This is a genomic window from Streptomyces sp. NPDC001514 (genome assembly GCF_053597075.1).
The window spans coordinates 16,663-36,819 of sequence record NZ_JBSFHO010000013.1 but is presented as its reverse complement, the minus strand read 5'-3'; the positions used below and the strand labels follow the sequence as shown (position 1 = coordinate 36,819).

The following is a 20,157-nucleotide window of genomic DNA, read 5'->3' as shown; positions in this document are numbered from 1 at the left end:
TTACTTCGCGTCGGTGTCGCCGTCGGTCTTCTCGTCGTCCTTGACGTCGTCCTTGGCGTCCTTGACCTCGGGTGCGGTGCCGGCGTCGTCCGCCTCGTCCTTCTTGCCCAGGTCGATCTTGCCGTCCTTGGCGTCCTCGGTCAGGGAGGAGGCGTCGTCCGGGACGACCGGGGTGTCGCTCTTGAGGTCGTCGTCACCGTCGCCGTGCACGATCCGGTTGTACTCCTCGTCGTCGAGGACCGCACCGATGGCGTTCTTCGCGAAGACGAGGTGGACGCCGGGCGCGGCCTCGAGGAGGACCGTGTCCTCGGTGACCTCCTTGACGGTGGCGTACAGGCCCCCGATGGTCCGCACACCCGTGCCGGGCTGCATCTGGTTGCGCATCTGGGCCGCCGCGTGCTGCTTCTTCTTGGCAGAGCGGGTCATCAGGAACATGGCCCCGATGAGCACGATGAAGGGGAGGAGGGTCACGATATCCACGGGACGGAATTCCTTCGCACGACCGCGCTGGTAGCGGCCTGATCTACGGGGGTGGGCACGCCGACCTTGAAGGGCGGCATCGGCGGAGTCTAAGCGAGTCCGCATCGATGGAACAACGCCCAGCATGGCACCGTGGTTCCCGGCCCGGCGACCCTCCGCGCCGTCACGCCCCGAACAGACCCTGTTGTCCGCTTGCACCCGTGCCGTTCGCTCCCCCGCCGTGCTGGGGCGGTACGAGGCCGAGATGCGCCCATGCCGCGGGCGTCGCGATCCGGCCGCGCGGGGTACGGGCGAGCAGGCCCTCCCGTACGAGGAAGGGCTCGGCGACCTCCTCGACCGTCTCGCGCTCCTCCCCCACGGCCACGGCCAGCGTGGACAGGCCGACGGGCCCGCCGCCGAACAGCTTGAGGAGTGCCCGGAGCACGGCGCGGTCGAGCCGGTCGAGCCCGCGCGCGTCCACCTCGTACACCCCGAGGGCGGCGGCGGCGATGTCGCGGGTGATCCGGCCGTCCGCCTTGACCTGGGTGTAGTCCCGCACACGGCGCAGCAGCCGGTTGGCGATACGGGGCGTGCCGCGGGAGCGGCCGGCGATCTCGGCGGCGCCGTCCGTATCGATCTCCACGTCGAGGAGCCGGGCCGAGCGGTGGATGACGCGCTCCAGCTCGGCGGGCTCGTAGAACTCCATGTGCGCGGTGAACCCGAAGCGGTCGCGCAGCGGCGGGGGCAGCAGTCCGGCCCGGGTGGTGGCGCCGACCAGGGTGAACGGCGGAAGCTCCAGCGGAATGGCGGTGGCACCGGGTCCCTTGCCGACGATGACATCGACGCGGAAGTCCTCCATCGCCATGTACAGCATCTCCTCGGCGGGCCGGGACATCCGGTGGATCTCGTCGAGGAAGAGCACCTCGCCCTCCTGGAGCGAGGACAGGATCGCGGCGAGGTCGCCCGCGTGCTGGATGGCGGGCCCCGAGGTGATGCGGATCGGGGCGCCCATCTCCGCGGCGATGATCATGGAGAGGGTGGTCTTGCCGAGCCCGGGCGCGCCGGAGAGCAGGACGTGGTCTGCGGTGGCGCCGCGCGCGAGGGCCGCTTTCAGGACGAGGTCGAGCTGCTCGCGCACGCGCTCCTGGCCGACGAACTCGTCCAGCGACTTGGGCCGCAGGGCGGCCTCGACGGCCTGGTCCTCGCCGTCGGCGGATGCCCCGACGAGTCGCTCGGCCGCGGCGGCGGCCTGCGTCTCGCTGCTGGTGTCGTCCCAATCCATGAGGTGTGCCTCGCGGTCTTCTCGGGCCGGTCCCGGGCCCGCTGCCGGCGATGCGGCGCGGGCGGGACCGCTGGTGGTCGGTCTCGGTGTCGGTCTGCTCCCCGGACCTGCCGGGGAGCGGACTCAGCGGGTGCGGTTCAGGGTCTGGAGAGCGGCCCTGAGCAGCCGGCCGATCTGAGGCTCGCCGGCTGCCGCCTCCGCCTGGGGCGTCACCGCGGTGACGGCCTCGTCGGCCTCGCGTGTCGCGTAGCCGAGGCCGATGAGCGCGGCGTGCAGCTGATCGCGCCAGGACTGGGTGACCGGCGATCCGACCGCGCGGGCAGCGGATCCGATGGGCTCGCCGAGGCGGTCCTTCAGTTCCAGGAGCAGCTTCTGGGCGCCCTTCTTGCCGATGCCGGGCACGGCCGTCAGCGCCTTTTCGTCGTCCGTGGCCACCGCGCGGCGCAGGGCGTCGGGGCTGTGCACCGCGAGCATCGCCTGGGCGAGGCGGGGGCCGACGCCGCTCGCGGTCTGGAGCAGCTCGAAGACCTGACGCTCGTCGTCGTCGGCGAAGCCGTACAGCGTCAGCGAGTCCTCCCGGACGACCAACGACGTGGCGAGCCTGGCCTCCTGACCGATCCTCAGCTCGGACAGTGTGTTCGGCGTGCACTGCACGGCCATGCCGATGCCGCCGACCTCGATCACGGCGGTCGTCGGGGCGAGAGCGGCGACCGGGCCGCTCACAAAGGCGATCATGCGGTTCGGCCTTTCAGTGCGTGGTGTGCGGCGACCGCCTGCTGGAGGCGGTTCTGCGCGGGGGCGCGCCAGATGTGGCAGATGGCGAGGGCGAGCGCGTCGGCCGCGTCGGCGGGCTTCGGTGGCGCGTCGAGCCGCAGCAGCCGGGTGACCATGGCGCCGACCTGGGCCTTGTCGGCGCGGCCGCTGCCGGTGACGGCGGCCTTGACCTCGCTGGGGGTGTGGAGGGCGACGGGCAGTCCACGGCGGGCCGCGCACAGCATGGCGACCGCGCTCGCCTGCGCCGTACCCATGACCGTACGCACATTGTGCTGGCTGAACACCCGCTCCACCGCGACCAGTTCGGGCCGGTGCGTATCCAGCCATTCCTCGATGCCGCGCTCGATGGCGACCAGCCGATGGCCGATGTCCGCGTCGGCCGGGGTACGGACGACACCGACGCCGAGCATCGTCAACGGGCGGCCGGCGACGCCCTCGACCACGCCGATGCCGCACCGGGTCAGCCCCGGGTCGACCCCCAGAACGCGCACTCCCCCTCCTTCCTTCGTCAACTGGTGCAGGCTACCCGGTGCCACTGACAGGCCGGTCCGCGCGGCGCGGGGGCGCGGCGACGCGGGGCCGCGGGGCCGCGGGGCCGAAAAGCCGACCGGCCCGACGGAGGGATCCGTCGGGCCGGCGGTGTGCTCGTCGGGCCTGCGTCAGGCGTCGACCTTCTCCATGACGTCGTCCGAGACGTCGAAGTTGGCGAAGACGTTCTGCACGTCGTCGCTGTCCTCCAGCGCGTCGATGAGCTTGAAGATCTTGCGCGCGCCCTCCTCGTCCAGCTCGACCTGCATGGTCGGGACGAAGTTGGCCTCGGCCGAGTCGTAGTCGATGCCGTTCTCCTGGAGCGCGGTGCGGACCGCGACCAGGTCGGTGGCCTCGCTGATGACCTCGAAGCTCTCACCGAGGTCGTTGACCTCCTCGGCACCGGCGTCCAGGACCGCACCCAGGACGTCGTCCTCGGACAGCTCGCCCTTGGGCAGGACGACAACGCCCTTGCGGTTGAAGAGGTACGACACCGAGCCGGGGTCGGCCATGGAACCGCCGTTGCGGGTCATGGCGACACGGACGTCGGAGGCGGCGCGGTTGCGGTTGTCGGTGAGGCACTCGATGAGCACCGCGACACCGTTCGGGCCGTAACCCTCGTACATGATCGTCTCGTAGTCGGCGCCACCGGCCTCGAGACCCGCGCCGCGCTTGACCGCCGAGTCGATGTTCTTGTTCGGTACCGAGCTCTTCTTCGCCTTCTGGATGGCGTCGAAGAGGGTCGGGTTGCCGTCGACGTCGGCGCCGCCCGTGCGGGCCGCGACCTCGATGTTCTTGATCAGCTTCGCGAAGAGCTTGCCGCGCTTGGCGTCGATCACGGCCTTCTTGTGCTTCGTCGTGGCCCATTTAGAGTGGCCGGACATCTGCCTGTCTCCTTCGCGTAACCAATCTCTGCTGCGTTCGCCAGTGATCCTACCGGGACCGGGTCAGTGCGCGGCGCCGCGCACCATGTCCACGAACAGGGCGTGCACGCGGTGGTCTCCGGTCAGTTCCGGGTGGAACGACGTGGCGAGCGCGTTTCCCTGCCGTACGGCGACGATGTGGCCGCCGTGCTCGGCGAGCACCTCGGCGGTGGCGCCCACGGACTCGACCCACGGGGCGCGGATGAAGACGCCCTCGACGGGGTCGCCCTCGATGCCCGTGAAGTCGACGGCGGACTCGAAGGACTCGTTCTGGCGGCCGAAGGCGTTGCGGCGCACGATCATGTCGATCCCGCCGATGGTCTCCTGGCCCGAGCGCGGGTCGAGGATCTTCTCGGCGAGCATGATCAGGCCGGCGCAGGTGCCGTACACCGGCATTCCGGCGCGCACGCGCTCACGCAGCGGCTCCATCATGCCGAAGAGATGGGCCAGCTTGGAGATGGTGGTGGACTCGCCGCCCGGTATGACGAGGCCGTCGACCTCGGCGAGCTCCTCGGGGCGCCGGACCGGCCTGGCCACGGCGTCAGCCGCGGCCAGGGCGATCAGGTGCTCCCGTACGTCGCCCTGGAGTGCCAGGACACCGATCACGGGGGTGTTCATGGGTGATTACCAGCCGCGGTTGGCGTAGCGCTCGGCCTCGGGCAGGGTGTCGCAGTTGATGCCGACCATGGCCTCGCCCAGGTTGCGGGAGGCGTCCGCGATGATCTTCGGGTCGTCGTAGAAGGTGGTGGCCTTCACGATGGCGGCGGCACGCTTGGCCGGGTCGCCCGACTTGAAGATGCCGGAGCCGACGAAGACGCCCTCGGCGCCGAGCTGGCGCATCAGGGCGGCGTCGGCCGGGGTGGCGACGCCACCGGCGGAGAAGAGCACGACCGGAAGCTTGCCGAGCTGGGCGACCTCGGCGACGAGCTCGTACGGGGCGCGCAGCTCCTTGGCGGCGGCGTACAGCTCGTTGTGGTCCAGGGCGCGCAGGTGGCCGATCTCGTTCTTGATCTGACGCAGGTGGCGGACGGCCTCGACGACGTTGCCGGTGCCGGCCTCGCCCTTCGAGCGGATCATGGCCGCGCCCTCGGCGATACGGCGCAGGGCCTCGCCCAGGTTGGTGGCGCCGCAGACGAACGGGGTCGTGAAGGCCCACTTGTCGGAGTGGTTGACCTCGTCGGCCGGGGTCAGGACCTCGGACTCGTCGATGTAGTCGACGCCGAGGGACTGCAGGACCTGGGCCTCGACGAAGTGGCCGATCCGGGACTTGGCCATGACCGGGATGGAGACCGCCTCGATGATCTCCTCGATCATGTTCGGGTCGGACATACGGGCCACGCCGCCGTCCTTGCGGATGTCGGCCGGGACCCGCTCCAGGGCCATGACGGCGACGGCGCCCGCGTCCTCGGCGATCTTCGCCTGCTCGGCGTTGACCACGTCCATGATCACGCCGCCCTTGAGCTGCTCGGCCATGCCGCGCTTGACGCGCGCGGTGCCGGTCTCGGGGGCCTGCGGGGAGTTGGAGAACGTGCTGGACACGATCGACCTCATTCGGTGACGACGGGTTGGTGCTCCGAAGAGGAAACCGTCCGGCACCAGGCCACTGCAAGTGCCAATGTGGAGCGTGTGGCTCCTTTTCGGCGAAAGGCGGGCGAACGGCTACGAGGGACGGTCCGCCAGCGCCGTCGGCGGCTCGTCGTCCATCTCGAACGCCAGCGGGAACGGCGCGTGGCCTGCCAGCCGGAACCAGCGGACCTTGCGATGGCGGCGCAGCGCCCGTGCGGCGCGTACGGCGTCGTTGTGGAACCGCCTGGCCATGGGCACGCGCCGTACCGCCGCCGCAAGCTCGTTCGCGGCGTCGTCGCCACCGGGTGCCTCCCGTACGACCTCCACCTGCTCCGGCTCCCCGAACACGGCCCGCAGAGCCTGGCTCAGCTCGCTCTCGGCGACCTCGCGGTGCTCCTCGTCGGCCTGGCGGGCGGCGTGCGCGGCCTCGTACAGCACGATCGACGCGGCAGGGTCGAGCACGCCCGATGTGGCCAGCTCCTGGGTGACCGAGGCCCTGCGCAGGAGCTGCGCGTCCAGGGCGGCACGGGCGGCGTCGATCCGCGCGTGCAGGCGGTCGAGGCGGCCGGCGGTCCAGCTCAGGTAGAGGCCGATGACGACGAGCGCGACGAGGATCCAGATCAGGGTTGCGGTCACGGCGGGTCAATCTACCGGGGGTGCGGGGTGCCTCCGGACGGCCCCGTGCGGTCCCGACCGGCCCCGCACGGCGCCTGGACCGGGGCTCCGCCCCCACCTAGGTCCTGTCCGGTCGATCAGGCCGGATCAGCCCGGCAAGATCGGCCGGACAGGGCCTAGTCCCGCGCCAGGCCGAAGCGGGCCATCAGGCCCGGGCGTTCGTCCGCGGCGACGGAGGCCGCGCCGTCCGTCACCGTCTCGTAGACCGCGAGGATGTCCGCCGCCACCGTCGACCAGTCGAAGCGCCGCACATGCGCGCTGCCCTTCGCCCGCAGCTCCTCCCGGCGCGCCGGGTCGGCCAGGAGCCGCAGCGCCGCCGCGGCGAGCGCGTCCGCGTCCTCGTTGGTGAAGAGCTCGCCCACCACGCCCTGGTCCAGGACCTGGGCGAAGGCGTCCAGGTCGGAGGCGAGCACCGGCGCGCCCGCCGACAGCGCCTCGACCAGGATGATGCCGAAGCTCTCGCCGCCGGTGTTGGGGGCGACGTACAAGTCGACGCTGCGCAGCAGCCGCGCCTTGTCCTCGTCACTCACCATTCCGAGGAACTCCACGCGGGAGCGCATCTCCTTCGGGAGGGACTCGACGGCCTCCTGCTCGTCGCCGCGCCCCGCCACGAGCAGCCGTGTCTCCGGCCGCTCCGCAAGGATCTTCGGGAGCGCCTTCATGAGCACCGGAAGACCCTTGCGGGGCTCGTCGATGCGGCCGATGAAGCCGATCGTGCCGCCCGCCCGTCTCCCACCACCGCCCGCAGCCGGGCTTCGCGCCTCTTCTGATTGCCACTCCGCCCGCGGCTCGGCCCGGGCGAAGAAGTCGACGTCGACACCGTTCGGGATGACGACGGCGTCGCCGCCCAGGTGTTCGACGAGGGTCCGCCGCGCGTACTCGCTGACCGCGATGCGTGCGCTGATCTTCTCCAGGGCGGGCTGGAGGATCGGATACGCGGCGATCATCGCCCGCGACCGCGGGTTCGACGTGTGGAACGTGGCGACGATCGGGCCCTGGGCCGCCCAGCAGGTCAGCAGCCCGAGCGACGGCGAGGCCGGCTCGTGGATGTGGATGACGTCGAAGGTGCCGTCGTGCAGCCACCGGCGCACCCGCGCCGCGGACAGGAAGCCGAAGTTGAGCCGGGCGACCGAGCCGTTGTACGGCACGGGCACGGCGCGGCCGGCCGGGACGACGTACGGAGGCACCGGTGTGTCGTCGTCCGCCGGGGCGAGGACCGACACCTCGTGGCCGAGCCGGATCAGATGCTCGGCCAGGTCCCTGATGTGGAACTGGACGCCGCCCGGAACGTCCCACGAGTACGGGCAGACGATGCCGATCTTCACGTCCGCCGCTCCTCGGGCCCTGTGGTGTCGAGGTCCGCCAGCCACAAGCGCTGCAGCATGTGCCAGTCCTCCGGATGGTCGGCGATCCCGGTGGCGAAGGCATCGGCCAGCGCCTGTGTCATGACAGACGTCTTCTCGGCCCGGGTACCTGTCTCGGGTACATCGATGGGCGGATGGATGCGGCCCTTCATCACCGGGGTGTCGTCGTACCAGAGGGTCGCGGGCATCAGGAGCGCCCCGGTCTGCTGCGCGAGGAGCGCGGGCCCTGCGGGCATCCGGGCCGTCTCGCCGAAGAACTTGACCTCGACACCCGACGCGGACAGATCACGGTCGGCGACCAGGCAGACCACACCGCCGTCCCGCAGCCGGCGCGCCAGCGTGCCGAAGGCGGAGCCGCCGGTGTGCGGCACGACCTCCATGCCCAGCGACTCGCGGTAGGCGACGAACCGGTCGTACAGGGTCTCCGGCTTGAGCCGCTCGGCGACCGTCGTGAACGGGATCCCCTGGGCGCGGCTGAGCCAGACCCCGGCGAGGTCCCAGTTGGCGAGGTGGGGCAGCGCAACGACCACGCCCTTGCCGGCGGCGAGACCGTCGGTGAGGCGGTTCAGGCCCATGAGGTCGAAGCTCTGCCTGGCGCGCTCCTGGCTCCAGGTGGGCAGCCGGAACGACTCCATCCAGTAGCGCATGTACGAGCGCATGCCGGCCTTCGAGAGCTCGGCGAGCCGCTCGGGACTCGCGTCGGGCACCACCCGGGCCAGATTCGCCTCGAGGCGCAGGACGCCCTTGCCGCGCCGCTTCCAGGTCGTGTCGGCGACGGCCCGGCCCAGTGCCGCCGCCACCGGCTCGGGGAGCTTCTTCACCGTGGCCCAGCCGAGCCCGTACAGCGTGTCCGTCAGCCGGTCCTTCATGAGGCCGCCCCACTCCCCTCCGAGGACGCCGCCGCGTCCGCCTCGGCCGCCTCCCGGCGTACCGTCACCACCCGCTGGCCCAGAGTGACCAGCGACCCCACCGCAACGATCCACAGCGCGATCGGCAGCAGGACGCTGACCCCGGGCACCCCGAAGGCGCCAAGCCCCGCCAGGCCCGCGGCGACCAGCGAGATGACGAGCCGCTCGGCCCGCTCCACCAGCCCGTTCACCGCGACCGGCAGTCCGATCGACTCGCCGCGCGCCTTCGTGTACGAGACCACCTGCCCGCTTGCCAGACAGAAGATGGCCACCGCGCACAACACGTTGTCGTCGCCGTTGCCCGCGTACCAGAGGGCGAAGCCGCCGAAGATCGCACCGTCCGCGACCCGGTCCAACGTCGAGTCGAGGAAGGCGCCCCAGCGGCTGGAGACCCCGGCCTGGCGCGCCATGTTCCCGTCGACGAGGTCCGAGAAGACGAACAGGGTAATGACGATGGTCCCCCAGAAGAACTCTCCGCGCGGAAAGAACACCAGCGCGCCCACCATGACCCCGGCCGTGCCGATGAGCGTGACCGCGTCCGGGCTCACTCCGCGACGGAGAAGAAACGCGGCGAACGGCGTGAGGACACGCGTGAAAAACGCACGCGCGTACTTGTTCAGCATGGCCTTCCCGAGGGGTCGGAGGGCCGAGCGGCCCCTACGGCCGCCGGCGGGCCCATCGTAGTCACGACCGTCCCACGCCAGCTGACTCCCCCGGTCGCGTACGACGTATGGACGCACCATGACGGGAGTGGAAAGCTCGAAAGACCACCGCGGGCATCGCCGGAGCTCCCCCCTCGCCATCGGCCGAGGGCATCCCCAGTCGGCTCCCCCGGGTCCGCGCCCTCACACCTCACCGTGCAAGCAGTCGGGAGGACAATCATGGGCGACAAGGCGAACGCACACCCCGGAGCCGCCGGCAGGGCGACAACGGCCGACCGGCCGACATCCGTACGGAATGTGGTGCTGGTCGGCCACAGTGGATCGGGCAAGACGACGCTGGTCGAGGCTCTCGCACTGACCGCGGGGGCGGTCAACAGGGCCGGCCGGGTCGAAGACGGGGCGTCGGTCTCGGACTACGACGAGATCGAGCACCGGCAGCAACGCTCCGTACAGCTCAGCCTCGTCCCGGTCGAATGGGGCGGGTACAAGATCAACCTGCTGGATACCCCCGGATACGCCGACTTCGTCGGGGAACTCAGGGCCGGTCTGCGAGCCGCGGACGCGGCCCTTTTCGTCGTCTCCGCGGCCCAGGAGGCCGACGCCGTCGCGGGTTCGACCCGCATGGTGTGGGAGGAGTGCGCGGCGGTCGGCATGCCCCGGGCGATCGTGGTCACGCACCTGGAGACGGCCCGTACCGGTTTCGAGGAGCTGACGCGGGTCTGCGGACAGATCTTCGGCGGCGACGACCCCGACGCCGTACTGCCGCTCTATCTGCCCCTGCACGGCCCCGAGGCCGCGGACGGGCACGCGCCCGTGACCGGGCTGATCGGGCTGCTGTCACAGAAGCTGTTCGAGTACTCCTCCGGCGTGCGTACGGAGAGTGAGCCCGGTCCCGACCAGCTGCCGCTGATCGAGGAGGCCCGCAACCGGCTCATCGAGGGGATCATCTCGGAGAGCGAGGACGAGACCCTCATGGACCGCTATCTGGGCGGCGAGGAGATCGACCTCAAGACGATCATCGACGACCTGGAGAAGGCCGTCGCACGCGGCGTCTTCCATCCGGTGCTGGCCGCGGCGCCCGCCACCGACGGCGGGAAGAAGGGGCTCGGCACGGTCGAGCTGCTGGAGCTGATCACCGGCGGTTTCCCGACCCCGCTGGAGCGTCAGGCCCCCGCGGTCACGACACCGGAGGGCAAGGAGCGCCCCGCGATCAGCTGCGACCCGACGGGGCCGCTGGTCGCCGAGGTGGTCAGGACCGCGTCCGACCCGTACGTCGGCCGGCTGTCGCTGGTCCGGGTGTTCTCCGGGACGCTGCGCCCGGACGAGACGGTGCATGTGTCGGGGCACGGGCTGGCGGACCGCGGCCATGAGGACCATGACGTCGACGAGCGCATCGGCGCGCTGTCGTCGCCGTTCGGCAAACAGCAGCGCACGGTCGGCGAGTGCATCGCGGGCGACCTCGCGTGCGTCGCGAAGCTGGCGCGCGCGGAGACCGGGGACACGCTCTCCTCGAAGGACGACCCGCTGCTGATGGAGCCCTGGGCCATGCCCGACCCGCTGCTGCCGGTGGCCATCCAGGCGCACAGCAAGGCGGACGAGGACCGGCTCTCGCAGGGGCTCTCGCGGCTGGTCGCCGAGGATCCGACGATGCGGCTCGAGCAGAACCAGGACACGCATCAAGTGGTGCTGTGGTGCCTGGGCGAGGCCCATATGGATGTGGCGCTGGAGCGGCTGCGCAGCCGGTACGGGGTCCAGGTCGACGTGGTCCCGCACAAGGTGTCGCTGCGGGAGACGTTCGGCGAGCGGTCGGCGGGGCGCGGCCGCCATGTGAAGCAGTCCGGCGGCCACGGCCAGTACGCGATCTGCGAGATCGAGGTCGAACCGCTGCCGGCAGGCTCCGGGATCGAGTTCGTCGACAAGGTCGTGGGCGGCGCGGTCCCCCGGCAGTTCATCCCGTCGGTGGAGAAGGGCGTCCGGGCGCAGGCGGCGAAAGGCGTCGCGGCGGGCTATCCCCTCGTCGACGTGCGGGTGACGCTGCTGGACGGCAAGGCGCATTCCGTGGACTCGTCGGACGCCGCGTTCCAGACGGCGGGTGCGCTGGCGCTGCGCGAGGCGGCGGCCGATGTGCGGATCCATCTGCTGGAGCCGGTGGCCGAGGTGCAGGTGATGGTGCCCGACGAGTACGTCGGCCCGGTGATGAGCGATCTGTCGGGCCGGCGCGGCCGGGTGGTCGGCACCGAACAGGCGGGCCCCGGCCGGACGTTGGTGCGGGCCGAGGTGCCGGAGATCGAGATCGGGCGGTACGCGGTCGATCTGCGGTCGATCTCGCACGGCACGGGGCGCTTCGACCGCTCGTACGCACGCCATGAGGCGATGCCTCCGCAACTGGCCGACAGGATCCGCGAACAGGCGGAAGCCGGCTCCTAGTTGGGGGTGCTGCCCTACCGGTTGAGCGTGCCGCCCGCCGTACCCCCCTTGCGGCGGGCGGCACTTCGCGCGTCCGGGGGGCGCTCCCCCGGACGAAGCTTCATGGTGACGGCACGCGCACGGCGAGTCCTCGATACGCTGTGGTGCCCAGCTCAGAAGGTGTGCGGGGCTCCGTAGTGGGGAACAGGCCGCAGAGCGGACGGTTGCGGCGATGGGGGCGGTGCAGTGGCGGACCAGGCATTCGATTTCTCTCCAGGGGCGCAGGTCCCGCTGCAGGGCGCGGCCGGTCAGACGGCGGCGACGCACGCCCTCGCCTCGGCCGCGTACCGCGACGGCAAGCTGGAGGACATCCTCAAGGCCAACAGCGAGTGGCACGAGTCGAAGGTCACCAAGCCCAAGTTCTCGCTGTTCGAACCGAATCTGGGCGAGGCCTTCTCGCGGGCGGTCCAGGTACGGATGCTCGGCGGCGGGCGCAAGCCGCTCATCCAGTCGTTCGGCACCGAGCCGCAGGCCGTGGTCGAGCACGCGCTCGCGGCGACCCGGATCCGCAAGGAACGGGACGCGAGACTCACCGGGATCATGGCGCTGTTCGGGCTGCTGTTCCTGCCGGGGATGCTGCTCTGGATCGGTGTGTTCCAGCTGCGCCGGACCATCGCGGGGGCGCAGGACAAGAAGACGGGGGCGCTGGGTGGTGCGCTGCTGGCCGCGGTCGGCCTCCTGGCGGTGGTCTTCCTGCTCCGGCTGCCGTTCACCGGATTCTGGGGGTACTACCTGCGCGGCATGATCGTGGCCCCGGTCGTCGGCTGGCTGCTCGCGAAGCGGATCTGCGAGTCCACGGCGAAGGACATGCGCGAGCGCTGGGGCAGTCTGCTCTCCGGCGGCGGCATCGGCGCGAAGGTGCCGGAGGCCGTCCCGGGGAACCCGAACGAGACCGCGGCCGAGCAGCTGCGCCAGGGCCTGGAGCTGCTCACCGCCGAGCAGCACTCCAATTCGGTCTTCTACGCGGGCCCCAAGGGCATACTCGGCATGGGGACCCGCTGGGGCAGCTGGCAGCTCGCCGAGGAGCTGGTGCCGAAGGCGCCCCACAAGGAGTTCCATCAGTTCCGCAGCTGGGACGTCATCAAGGTCATCCACGACCAGCTGACGCTGCTGCAGCGCGGCCCGCTGAACACGGGGGGCTTCCCGCCGCCCTCGGTGAAGCACTGGGTCGTGGTGCCGGTCGGGGAGAACGCGACGGAGGTGGCCAGGCCCGCGGGCCAGGACGTGGAGAACAAGTTCCAGGTCAAGCGCCACGAGATACAGCGGATCTGCGACCACCAGCAGTTCGGCAGCGGAAACCGCCACTATCTGGGCGTGCAGTTCACGCTGTGGGACGGCCAGCTGGTGATCACGATGATGATCACCGTGACGGTGCTCTACGAGACGCTGCGCATCGAGGTGACCGGACACGCGCTCGGCCCGGTGCACTCCCTGTTCACCACCAAGCCCGAGCCCAAGACCGTCGAGGTCGCCAAGACCGTCCGGTTCTGGGAGACCACCAAGCGTCAGCTGCCGCTGGTGGAGACTCCCGAGGTGGTCCGGCTGATGGTCCGGGCGCCGTTCACCTGGTACCCGCCGCTGCTGGACTTCCTGGGCGGGAAGCTCGTGCTCCCGGAGCCGTTCGGCCTGCGGCACGCCTGGGCGGACAAGCCCTGGCGGCACCGCTTCATGGCGGACGACGCGATGCGCGCGGCGACGCCCGTGCTGCGGGTGACGCTTGCGGCGGCGATGCGGGTGCTGGAGGAGAACGGCGTGGACACCGAGCGCTTCAGCAACCGCTCCATGATCGTGAGCGGGCTGGTCCAGGACCCGGCGCCACGCAAGGCGGACGTGTACGACGCCTGACGACCGGGCGGGCCGTCAGGGGGTGTCGGGCCAGGCGTCCGCGAGCATCTTCCGCGTGTCGGCGAGGAGTTGGGGCAGCACCTTGGTGTGGCCGACGACCGGCATGAAGTTGGTGTCGCCGCCCCAGCGCGGCACGACGTGCTGGTGCAGATGGGCGGCGATACCGGCCCCGGCGACGCTGCCCTGGTTCATGCCGATGTTGAAGCCGTGCGCCCCGGAGGCCGTACGCAGCGCCGTCATCGCCCGCTTGGTGAACGCGGCGAGCTCGGCGGTCTCCGCGTCGTCGAGGTCCGTGTAGTCGGCGACGTGCCGGTAGGGCACCACCATCAGATGCCCGCCGTTGTACGGGTACAGATTGAGCACCGTGTAAACGCTGTCGCCGCGCGCGATGACGAGTCCGTCCTCGTCGGACTTCGCGGGGATGGAGCAGAAGGGACAGCCGTCGTCGGCCCCCGGTCCGGTCGGCTTGTTCTCACCCTGGATGTACGCCATCCGGTGGGGCGTCCACAGACGCTGGAAGGCGTCCTGGATACCGACTCCGATCTGCTGCTCCGGCTCACTCGTCATGTGGTGCAGCATATGACTTCGCCCGTACGGAGCGTGTCGCCGGGGCGGGGCCGGGCAGCCGCCGGAGATCCTGGGCCGATGGACGCCGACGACGCGGACACCCCCCTCGCGCGCTGGGAGCAGCGGGTGGAGCTGCCACTGTTCTGGGGCTCGCTGCTGTTCCTGGGCGGGTACTCGGTGCGGGTGCTGGCCCAGGACGTGGACGTGATCTGGCGGAACCTCGCGCTCGCTCTGATGCTGCTGATGTGGCTGATCTTCGCGGCCGACTACGCCGTGCGCCTGCGGCTGAGCGGTCAGCGACTGCCACGGTTCCTGCGGAGGCACTGGCTGGACACCCTGGTCCTGATCCTGCCGCTCCTGCGTCCCCTGCGCCTCGTCAAGGTGTACACGGCGGTGCAGCGACGGCGCGACCGCGCGCGGCTGAGCCTGTACGCACGTGTGATCGCATACGCCGGGGTGACGGCGGTCCTGCTGGGCTACTCCGGAGCTCTCACCGTCTACCACGCGGAGCACTCGGCGCCGGAGGCGACGATCCGTACCTTCGGGGATTCCCTGTGGTGGGCATGCGAGACGCTGACCACGGTCGGCTACGGGGATGTGACGCCCGTGACCAGGACGGGGCGGCTCATCGCGGTGGGGATGATGATGTGCGGGCTGGCCCTGCTCGGCGCCGTGACCGGCTCGTTCTCGTCCTGGCTGATCCAGGTCTTCACCCGGGAGGACGAGAAAGGGCCCCCGGGGGAATGACGTCCTCCGGGGGCCCTCGCCGCGGCTTGCGAAGCCGCCGGCCTCAGATCTGTGCGCGCTCCTCGACGACCTTCACGATCTTGGCGATCGCCTCGTCGACCGGGATGCCGTTCTCCTGCGAGCCGTCGCGGTAGCGGAAGGACACCGCACCGTTCTCCATGTCCTCGTCGCCCGCGATGACCATGAAGGGCACCTTCTGCTTCTGGGCGTTGCGGATCTTCTTCTGCATCCGGTCCGAGGAGCCGTCCACCTCGACGCGCAGCCCCTGCTTCCTCGCCTTGGCGGCGAACTCATGCAGGTACGGGACGTGGGCGTCACCGATCGGGATGCCCAGCGCCTGGACGGGCGCCAGCCAGGCCGGGAACGCGCCCGCGTAGTGCTCGAGGAGCACCGCGAAGAAGCGCTCGATGGAGCCGAACAGCGCGCGGTGGATCATGACCGGACGCTGCTTGGTGCCGTCGGGGCCGGTGTACTCCAGGTTGAAGCGCTCCGGCAGGTTGAAGTCGAGCTGGACCGTCGACATCTGCCAGGTGCGGCCGATCGCGTCCTTCGCCTGGACGGAGATCTTCGGGCCGTAGAAGGCCGCGCCGCCGGGGTCCGGGGTGAGCGGGAGGCCCTGCTTCTCGGCCACCTGACGCAGCACCTCGGTGGCCTCCTCCCAGACCTCGTCGGAGCCGACGAACTTGTTCGGGTCCTTGGTGGACAGCTCCAGGTAGAAGTCGGTCAGGCCGTAGTCGCGCAGCAGGTCGAGGACGAAGGTGAGGGTGGAGTCCAGCTCCTCCGCCATCTGCTCCTTGGTGCAGTAGATGTGCGCGTCGTCCTGGGTGAAGCCGCGGGCACGGGTCAGGCCGTGCACGACGCCCGACTTCTCGTACCGGTACACCGTGCCGAACTCGAAGAGACGCAGCGGCAGTTCACGGTAGGAACGCCCGCGCGCGTCGAAGATCAGGTTGTGCATTGGGCAGTTCATGGGCTTGAGGTAGTAGTCCACGCCCTCGTCGAGCTGCATGGGCGGGTACATGCCCTCGGCGTACCAGTCCAGGTGGCCCGACTTCTCGAACAGCTTGCCCTTGGTCGCGTGCGGCGAGTACACGAACTCGTAGCCGTGCTCCTCGTGGCGCTTGCGCGAGTAGTCCTCCATGACCCGGCGGATGACGCCGCCCTTGGGGTGGAAGACGGCGAGACCCGAGCCGACCTCGTCAGGGAAGGAGAACAGGTCCAGCTCGTTGCCCAGCTTGCGGTGGTCGCGCTTCTCGGCCTCGGCGAGGAAGTCCAGGTGCGCCTTCAGCTCCTCCTTGGAGGGCCAGGCGGTGCCGTAGATGCGCTGCAGCATCGGGTTCTTCTCGCTGCCGCGCCAGTACGCGGCGGCGTTGCGCATGAGCTTGAACGCCGGGATGTTGCGGGTGGTGGGAAGGTGGGGACCGCGGCAGAGGTCCTTCCAGCACAGCTCGCCGGTCTTGGCGTCCAGGTTGTCGTAGATGGTCAGCTCGCCGCCGCCCACCTCGACGTCCGCGCCGTCGTCGTGCGACGCCGAGCCCTTGATGCCGATGAGCTCCAGCTTGTACGGCTCGCGCGCGAGCTCCTCACGGGCGGCCTCGTCGGTGACGACGCGCCGCGAGAAGCGCTGGCCGCGCTTCTGGATCTCCTGCATCTTCTTCTCGATGGCCTTGAGATCCTCGGGAGTGAACGGCTTCTCGACGTCGAAGTCGTAGTAGAACCCGTCCTTGACCGGCGGTCCGATGCCGAGCTTGGCCTCGGGGAAGAGCTCCTGCACGGCCTGGGCCATGACGTGTGCGGTGGAGTGGCGCAGGATGTTGAGACCGTCCTCGGAGGAGATCTCGACGGGCTCGACCGCCTCGCCGTCCTTGACCTCGTACGCGAGGTCCTTCAGCTCGCCGCCGACGCGCGCGGCGATGACGGTCCGCTCACCGGCGAAGAGCTCGGCTGCCGTAGTGCCCGTCGTCACCAGGCGCTCTTCCCGCTCGGAATCGCGTTGGATGGTCACACGGACGTCTGACACCGGTCTCTCCTGCCTGATGGGGATGCGCACGCTGTCGTATGACGCACGCAATACGTCATGCTACCGAGCCCCGTGCCCCGCCCGCGAAACGGTCCGCGCGGCGGGGCGGGGGGCCTGGGGGCCGGCCCCCGGGCCCCGGGGCTGTGCCCGGGGGCCGCGTGGTGGGCCCGCGTGTCCGTCCTCGAACGCCGGACCGGCTCAACAGGAGCCGGCACCGCCCGGCGAGCCGGGGCGTCCGTCCTCGAACGCCGGACGGGCTCCGAAGGAGCCCCGCCGGCCCCCACGCCCGCAGGGCGCAGAGAAGGACCGGGGCGGAGCCCCCGCAAAGCGGGGCCCGTGGCGGAGCCCCGACGGGTCTGGGGGCGCAGCCCCGGTTCGGGAAGGGGCGGGGCGGGGAGAGGCACGCCGCAGGCGACGCCCGGAACGCGGGAGCCGGCAGCAGGTCCGTCAGTCCTCGCCGCCGCAGGCCTCCTCGAAGAAGTCGAGGTTCTCGTGGAGCGACTTCATCAGGCGGTCGCGCTCGGCCTCGTCGACCTGCACCGGCACGACACCGGTCGCATCGGTGAGGCGCCGGAACCCCCCACGGCTCTCGAGGCGGCCGATGACCCGGATGGGCAGGCCCACAAGGTGGGCGTGGCCCGCCGTGCGGTAGGACTCCTCGTCGAGGACCGCGCGGACGTGAGGGACCTCCGCACCCGCCAGGACGCGCAGCCGTACGGTGCCCTCGCCGCGCGTGCCCGAGCGGCGCATCCGCACCACCGCGCCGGTGATCCGGACGGGGACGGACGGCTCGTCGCGGAGATAACGGGCGCCGGCCTCGCGGAGGGCGGGCAGATCGCCCGGCGAGAACTCGATGGGCTCCGGACGGGCCGCGCAGCCTTCCGGTACTCCCGCCGACGGTGACCAGGCCAGGGCGATCCGCGCGCCCTCGGCACCGCGCACCAGCGCCACGACGGCCTCGGTCAGCTCACGGCTGACCCCGGCCACCACGGCGGCGTCGAAGGCCTCCATGCCGCCGGTGGCCCGCTGGTAGTCGACCGCCTCGCGGGTGGCGTGCAGCGCGTGGTGCAGGCTGACGGCGACGGCCCGCCCGGTCTCCACGGGAACGAACGCGGTGAGCCCCCGCCCGCCCGGCGCCGGCCCGACCAGGATGCCCCCCAGCGCCGCCAGCGCCTGCCGGCGGTGCCGCGCTCCGTAGTACCCGGCCCGTCCGCGTGCGGCGAGCGCGCCCGCGAGCAGCATCTGCCGGGCGGCCGAGCGCAGCTGTTCCTGCACGGTCCAGGCCGCCGCACCCGAAGGCCCCTGCGGCACGTCCCGCCACCAGCGGATCTCGTCGCTGGGCACGGCGAGCCCGACGAGTACCTCTCGGGCCGACGGCGCGGCGGACCGGGCGAGCGCGGTGAGCGCCTCGCTCAGCAGGTCCTCGCTGTCCGGGAAGGCCCGGCTCTCCGGGACGAGCAGGCTCGTGCCCCCGGCGGCCGGGCCGGGTGGGGTCCAGCGGGCGTACCGCCCCGCCGCTCCCCCGCGCCGCCGCCACCCGTGCCGGTCGAGAAGAGCGCCCAGCACGACGGGGTCGACGTGCGCGGGATCGGGCCCGTCGCTCCCGTACCAGGGCGCGGGCACGTCGTCAGGGAGCGGCAGCGGCAGGGGATGCGGGTGCGGCAGCGGGTGGGAGCCTGCGTATGGCTGTACGGGTTCGTCGATCGGCCGGTGCATCACGGTCTCCCTCCCGCCCCGACCCGGGTCATGATCTCGCAGAGCGCCCGGTCGTCGAAGATGCGCGAGGTCGGGATCCGCACGTTGGTCCTGCGCCGGCCCGTCACCGGGTGGCCGGCCAGGTTGATCCAGTAGCAGCAGTGCCGCAGGTCGAGCCGGTCATGGCTGGCCCGGAGCCATTCGTCCTGACTCCTCGGCACGATCATCACGACGAGGATCTTGTGCACAGACACCGGTGTCCGGGCCAGCTTCACCAGGTGCTCGTTGTCGAGGGTGAAAGAGAAAGCCGGACCCGGTGGGTGCGGCGGGATCTGGTAGGTCGCCTTCAGTTGCACCTTGATGGTGACTTCGTCGTCGACGATGTGTCCGGGAGCGCTGTGGCTGACGTGCCAGTCGATCCCGTTGTCCGGGAACGGCTGGGACAACGAGCAGCCGGCGGCAGCCGCCACCGCGTGGAGATACCCCACCTGGAGGGTCTCCATGCAGGCGGTGGTGGCGAGTGCTCCGCGCAGCGGTACGGTCCGCTCGGGCAGCGCACCCGGTTCGGGCTGCGCGAGCGCCATGGCTCCGTCTGCCTTCCGGGCTGTGCCGATCGATTTGCCCCTTGCTCCGCTTCGCCTCCGGGCCGCTCAAGCGTCTGTCGACGGTCGATGGTGCTCGCCCTCAACAGCCGCGCGCCCCTTCGGCTCACGCGACGGGCCGTCAACTTCGCGCCCCGTCATCTGTGTTGTCACCCGCTTGCGTACTGCGCAAACAGTCCGGGTATCACCGATTCGGGCAGGGGAATCACGCCATCTGCCAGGCAAGGGCGAGGAGTTCGGGGATGACACTCTGGTACGAGGGGCCCCTGGCGGCATTTGACACGGAGACGACAGGCGTGGACGTCGAGGCGGACCGGATCGTGTCCGCCGCGCTGGTCGTCCAGGATTCGGCGGGAAGTCGCCCGCGCGTCACCAGCTGGCTGGTCAATCCGGGCATACCGGTGCCTGCGGAGGCCACCGCCGTTCACGGACTGACCGATGAGCATCTGCAGCACAACGGCCGTTGGCCCGCGCCGGTGATGGAGGAGATAGGCCGGGCTCTTGCCGAGCAGTGTGCGGCGGGCCGGCCGCTCGTCGTCATGAACGCGCCGTTCGATCTGACCCTGCTGGACCGCGAACTGCGCCGCCACCGGTGTTCGTCGCTGGCGCACTATCTGGAACACGTACCGATGTGCGTCCTGGACCCGCGCGTCCTCGACAAGCATCTGGACCGCTACCGCAAGGGCCGGCGCACTCTGACGGATCTGTGCGCGCAGTACGGGGTGGAGCTGGACGGGGCGCATGACGCCGCGGCGGACGCGACCGCCGCGCTGGAGGTCGTGCGGGCGGTGGGGCGGCGCTTCGCCGCCCGCCTGGAGCGGCTGTCTCCGGCGGAGTTGCACACGCTCCAGGCGGTCTGGCACGCGGCGCAGGCGCGTGGCCTGCAGGCGTGGTTCGCGCGGAACGGCTCGGAGGAGTCGGTCGATCCCGCGTGGCCGCTGCGGCCGGAGGTCCCGGCACAGGCGGCGTGAGTGCGGATGGCCCGGTACTACCGGTGCCCCGCCACTTCGGGGCCCCGTACGGCTGCGGATTCGGCCGGTCCGGCCGCTCCGCCCGGGCCGTACCTGCCGGTCC

The 20,157-nt window shown here is 71.0% G+C and carries 19 protein-coding genes; 4 read left to right on the top strand and 15 right to left on the bottom strand.

Translation table 11 applies throughout. The features are described from left to right. The 11 genes from yajC to pgsA form a co-directional block, all read right to left on the bottom strand. Positions 1 to 480 carry a preprotein translocase subunit YajC gene (gene yajC / locus ACWCXB_RS15995; RefSeq protein WP_450723170.1) on the bottom strand — a complete coding sequence of 160 codons (480 nt, stop codon included), beginning with the start codon at positions 478 to 480 and terminating at the stop codon, positions 1 to 3. 163 nt (positions 481 to 643) lie between these two features. Then, complete coding sequence (gene ruvB, locus ACWCXB_RS15990; protein WP_450723168.1) at positions 644 to 1,741, bottom strand: Holliday junction branch migration DNA helicase RuvB; 1,098 nt, start codon at positions 1,739 to 1,741, stop codon at positions 644 to 646. 123 nt (positions 1,742 to 1,864) lie between these two features. Next, entirely contained in the window at positions 1,865 to 2,476 is a 612-nt protein-coding gene (ruvA, locus tag ACWCXB_RS15985; RefSeq protein ID WP_450723166.1) for a Holliday junction branch migration protein RuvA, read from the bottom strand. Continuing rightward, the gene (gene ruvC, locus ACWCXB_RS15980) at positions 2,473 to 3,006 is read right to left on the bottom strand and encodes a crossover junction endodeoxyribonuclease RuvC (protein ID WP_450723164.1); all 534 of its coding nucleotides are present in this window, start codon (positions 3,004 to 3,006) and stop codon (positions 2,473 to 2,475) included. Before ruvC ends, ruvA begins: the two co-directional genes overlap by 4 nt. A gap of 168 nt (positions 3,007 to 3,174) precedes the next feature. Beyond that, positions 3,175 to 3,927 carry a YebC/PmpR family DNA-binding transcriptional regulator gene (locus ACWCXB_RS15975; protein ID WP_450723162.1) on the bottom strand — a complete coding sequence of 251 codons (753 nt, stop codon included), beginning with the start codon at positions 3,925 to 3,927 and terminating at the stop codon, positions 3,175 to 3,177. 63 nt (positions 3,928 to 3,990) lie between these two features. Next, a complete protein-coding gene (gene pdxT, locus ACWCXB_RS15970) occupies positions 3,991 to 4,584 on the bottom strand; it encodes a pyridoxal 5'-phosphate synthase glutaminase subunit PdxT (protein ID WP_450723160.1) in 594 nt (197 codons plus the stop codon). 6 nt (positions 4,585 to 4,590) lie between these two features. After that, positions 4,591 to 5,517: a pyridoxal 5'-phosphate synthase lyase subunit PdxS gene (gene pdxS, locus ACWCXB_RS15965; protein ID WP_450723158.1), complete on the bottom strand. Its 927-nt coding sequence runs from the start codon at positions 5,515 to 5,517 to the stop codon at positions 4,591 to 4,593. A 108-nt stretch (positions 5,518 to 5,625) separates the two neighbouring features. After that, positions 5,626 to 6,168, bottom strand: a complete 543-nt coding sequence (locus ACWCXB_RS15960; protein ID WP_450723156.1) for a hypothetical protein — start codon at positions 6,166 to 6,168, stop codon at positions 5,626 to 5,628. A gap of 155 nt (positions 6,169 to 6,323) precedes the next feature. After that, on the bottom strand, positions 6,324 to 7,532 hold the full coding sequence (locus ACWCXB_RS15955) for a glycosyltransferase family 4 protein (RefSeq protein ID WP_450723154.1): 1,209 nt from the start codon (positions 7,530 to 7,532) through the stop codon (positions 6,324 to 6,326). Continuing rightward, positions 7,529 to 8,440, bottom strand: coding sequence for a phosphatidylinositol mannoside acyltransferase (locus ACWCXB_RS15950; protein ID WP_450723153.1), 912 nt, complete (start codon positions 8,438 to 8,440; stop codon positions 7,529 to 7,531). The genes ACWCXB_RS15955 and ACWCXB_RS15950 overlap by 4 nt, the downstream gene beginning before the upstream one ends. Further along, positions 8,437 to 9,102, bottom strand: a complete 666-nt coding sequence (gene pgsA, locus ACWCXB_RS15945) for a phosphatidylinositol phosphate synthase (RefSeq protein WP_450723151.1) — start codon at positions 9,100 to 9,102, stop codon at positions 8,437 to 8,439. Before pgsA ends, ACWCXB_RS15950 begins: the two co-directional genes overlap by 4 nt. Before the next feature lie 258 nt (positions 9,103 to 9,360). Between pgsA and ACWCXB_RS15940 the strand changes: the two genes are divergently transcribed. Continuing rightward, entirely contained in the window at positions 9,361 to 11,568 is a 2,208-nt protein-coding gene (locus tag ACWCXB_RS15940; protein ID WP_450723149.1) for an elongation factor G-like protein EF-G2, read from the top strand. Positions 11,569 to 11,793: 225 nt separating this feature from the next. Beyond that, the gene (locus ACWCXB_RS15935) at positions 11,794 to 13,452 is read left to right on the top strand and encodes a hypothetical protein (RefSeq protein ID WP_450723147.1); all 1,659 of its coding nucleotides are present in this window, start codon (positions 11,794 to 11,796) and stop codon (positions 13,450 to 13,452) included. A gap of 15 nt (positions 13,453 to 13,467) precedes the next feature. Here ACWCXB_RS15935 and ACWCXB_RS15930 read toward each other — a convergent pair whose 3' ends face one another. Continuing rightward, positions 13,468 to 14,031 (bottom strand): HIT family protein, encoded by a 564-nt coding sequence (locus tag ACWCXB_RS15930; RefSeq protein ID WP_450723145.1) that lies wholly within the window; start codon positions 14,029 to 14,031, stop codon positions 13,468 to 13,470. 66 nt (positions 14,032 to 14,097) lie between these two features. Here ACWCXB_RS15930 and ACWCXB_RS15925 point away from each other — a divergent pair, with 66 nt between their 5' ends. Then, complete coding sequence (locus ACWCXB_RS15925) at positions 14,098 to 14,766, top strand: potassium channel family protein (protein WP_450723143.1); 669 nt, start codon at positions 14,098 to 14,100, stop codon at positions 14,764 to 14,766. A 43-nt stretch (positions 14,767 to 14,809) separates the two neighbouring features. Here ACWCXB_RS15925 and thrS read toward each other — a convergent pair whose 3' ends face one another. From thrS to ACWCXB_RS15910, 3 genes are all read right to left on the bottom strand, one after another. After that, positions 14,810 to 16,786: a threonine--tRNA ligase gene (gene thrS, locus ACWCXB_RS15920; protein ID WP_450723141.1), complete on the bottom strand. Its 1,977-nt coding sequence runs from the start codon at positions 16,784 to 16,786 to the stop codon at positions 14,810 to 14,812. Between the two features lie 447 nt (positions 16,787 to 17,233). Continuing rightward, complete coding sequence (locus tag ACWCXB_RS15915; protein ID WP_450723139.1) at positions 17,234 to 18,502, bottom strand: hypothetical protein; 1,269 nt, start codon at positions 18,500 to 18,502, stop codon at positions 17,234 to 17,236. Then, positions 18,502 to 19,065: a DUF4365 domain-containing protein gene (locus ACWCXB_RS15910; protein ID WP_450723137.1), complete on the bottom strand. Its 564-nt coding sequence runs from the start codon at positions 19,063 to 19,065 to the stop codon at positions 18,502 to 18,504. Before ACWCXB_RS15910 ends, ACWCXB_RS15915 begins: the two co-directional genes overlap by 1 nt. A 260-nt stretch (positions 19,066 to 19,325) precedes the next feature. On the opposite strand from ACWCXB_RS15910, the gene ACWCXB_RS15905 reads away from it, so the two are divergent. Next, complete coding sequence (locus ACWCXB_RS15905) at positions 19,326 to 20,054, top strand: exonuclease domain-containing protein (RefSeq protein WP_450723135.1); 729 nt, start codon at positions 19,326 to 19,328, stop codon at positions 20,052 to 20,054. Positions 20,055 to 20,157: the final 103 nt, after the last annotated feature.

What these genes read in the sequence shown, in the direction of transcription:
- ACWCXB_RS15905 (WP_450723135.1), top strand. Translation starts at nt 19,326, where the DNA reads ATGACACTCTGGTACGAGGGGCCCCTGGCGGCATTTGACACGGAGACG.
- ACWCXB_RS15975 (WP_450723162.1), bottom strand. Translation starts at nt 3,927, where the DNA reads ATGTCCGGCCACTCTAAATGGGCCACGACGAAGCACAAGAAGGCCGTG.
- pdxS (WP_450723158.1), bottom strand. Translation starts at nt 5,517, where the DNA reads ATGAGGTCGATCGTGTCCAGCACGTTCTCCAACTCCCCGCAGGCCCCC.
- ACWCXB_RS15915 (WP_450723139.1), bottom strand. Translation starts at nt 18,502, where the DNA reads ATGCACCGGCCGATCGACGAACCCGTACAGCCATACGCAGGCTCCCAC.
- ACWCXB_RS15940 (WP_450723149.1), top strand. Translation starts at nt 9,361, where the DNA reads ATGGGCGACAAGGCGAACGCACACCCCGGAGCCGCCGGCAGGGCGACA.
- ACWCXB_RS15925 (WP_450723143.1), top strand. Translation starts at nt 14,098, where the DNA reads ATGGACGCCGACGACGCGGACACCCCCCTCGCGCGCTGGGAGCAGCGG.
- ACWCXB_RS15950 (WP_450723153.1), bottom strand. Translation starts at nt 8,440, where the DNA reads ATGAAGGACCGGCTGACGGACACGCTGTACGGGCTCGGCTGGGCCACG.
- pgsA (WP_450723151.1), bottom strand. Translation starts at nt 9,102, where the DNA reads ATGCTGAACAAGTACGCGCGTGCGTTTTTCACGCGTGTCCTCACGCCG.
- ruvB (WP_450723168.1), bottom strand. Translation starts at nt 1,741, where the DNA reads ATGGATTGGGACGACACCAGCAGCGAGACGCAGGCCGCCGCCGCGGCC.
- ruvA (WP_450723166.1), bottom strand. Translation starts at nt 2,476, where the DNA reads ATGATCGCCTTTGTGAGCGGCCCGGTCGCCGCTCTCGCCCCGACGACC.
- pdxT (WP_450723160.1), bottom strand. Translation starts at nt 4,584, where the DNA reads ATGAACACCCCCGTGATCGGTGTCCTGGCACTCCAGGGCGACGTACGG.
- ACWCXB_RS15910 (WP_450723137.1), bottom strand. Translation starts at nt 19,065, where the DNA reads ATGGCGCTCGCGCAGCCCGAACCGGGTGCGCTGCCCGAGCGGACCGTA.
- ACWCXB_RS15930 (WP_450723145.1), bottom strand. Translation starts at nt 14,031, where the DNA reads ATGCTGCACCACATGACGAGTGAGCCGGAGCAGCAGATCGGAGTCGGT.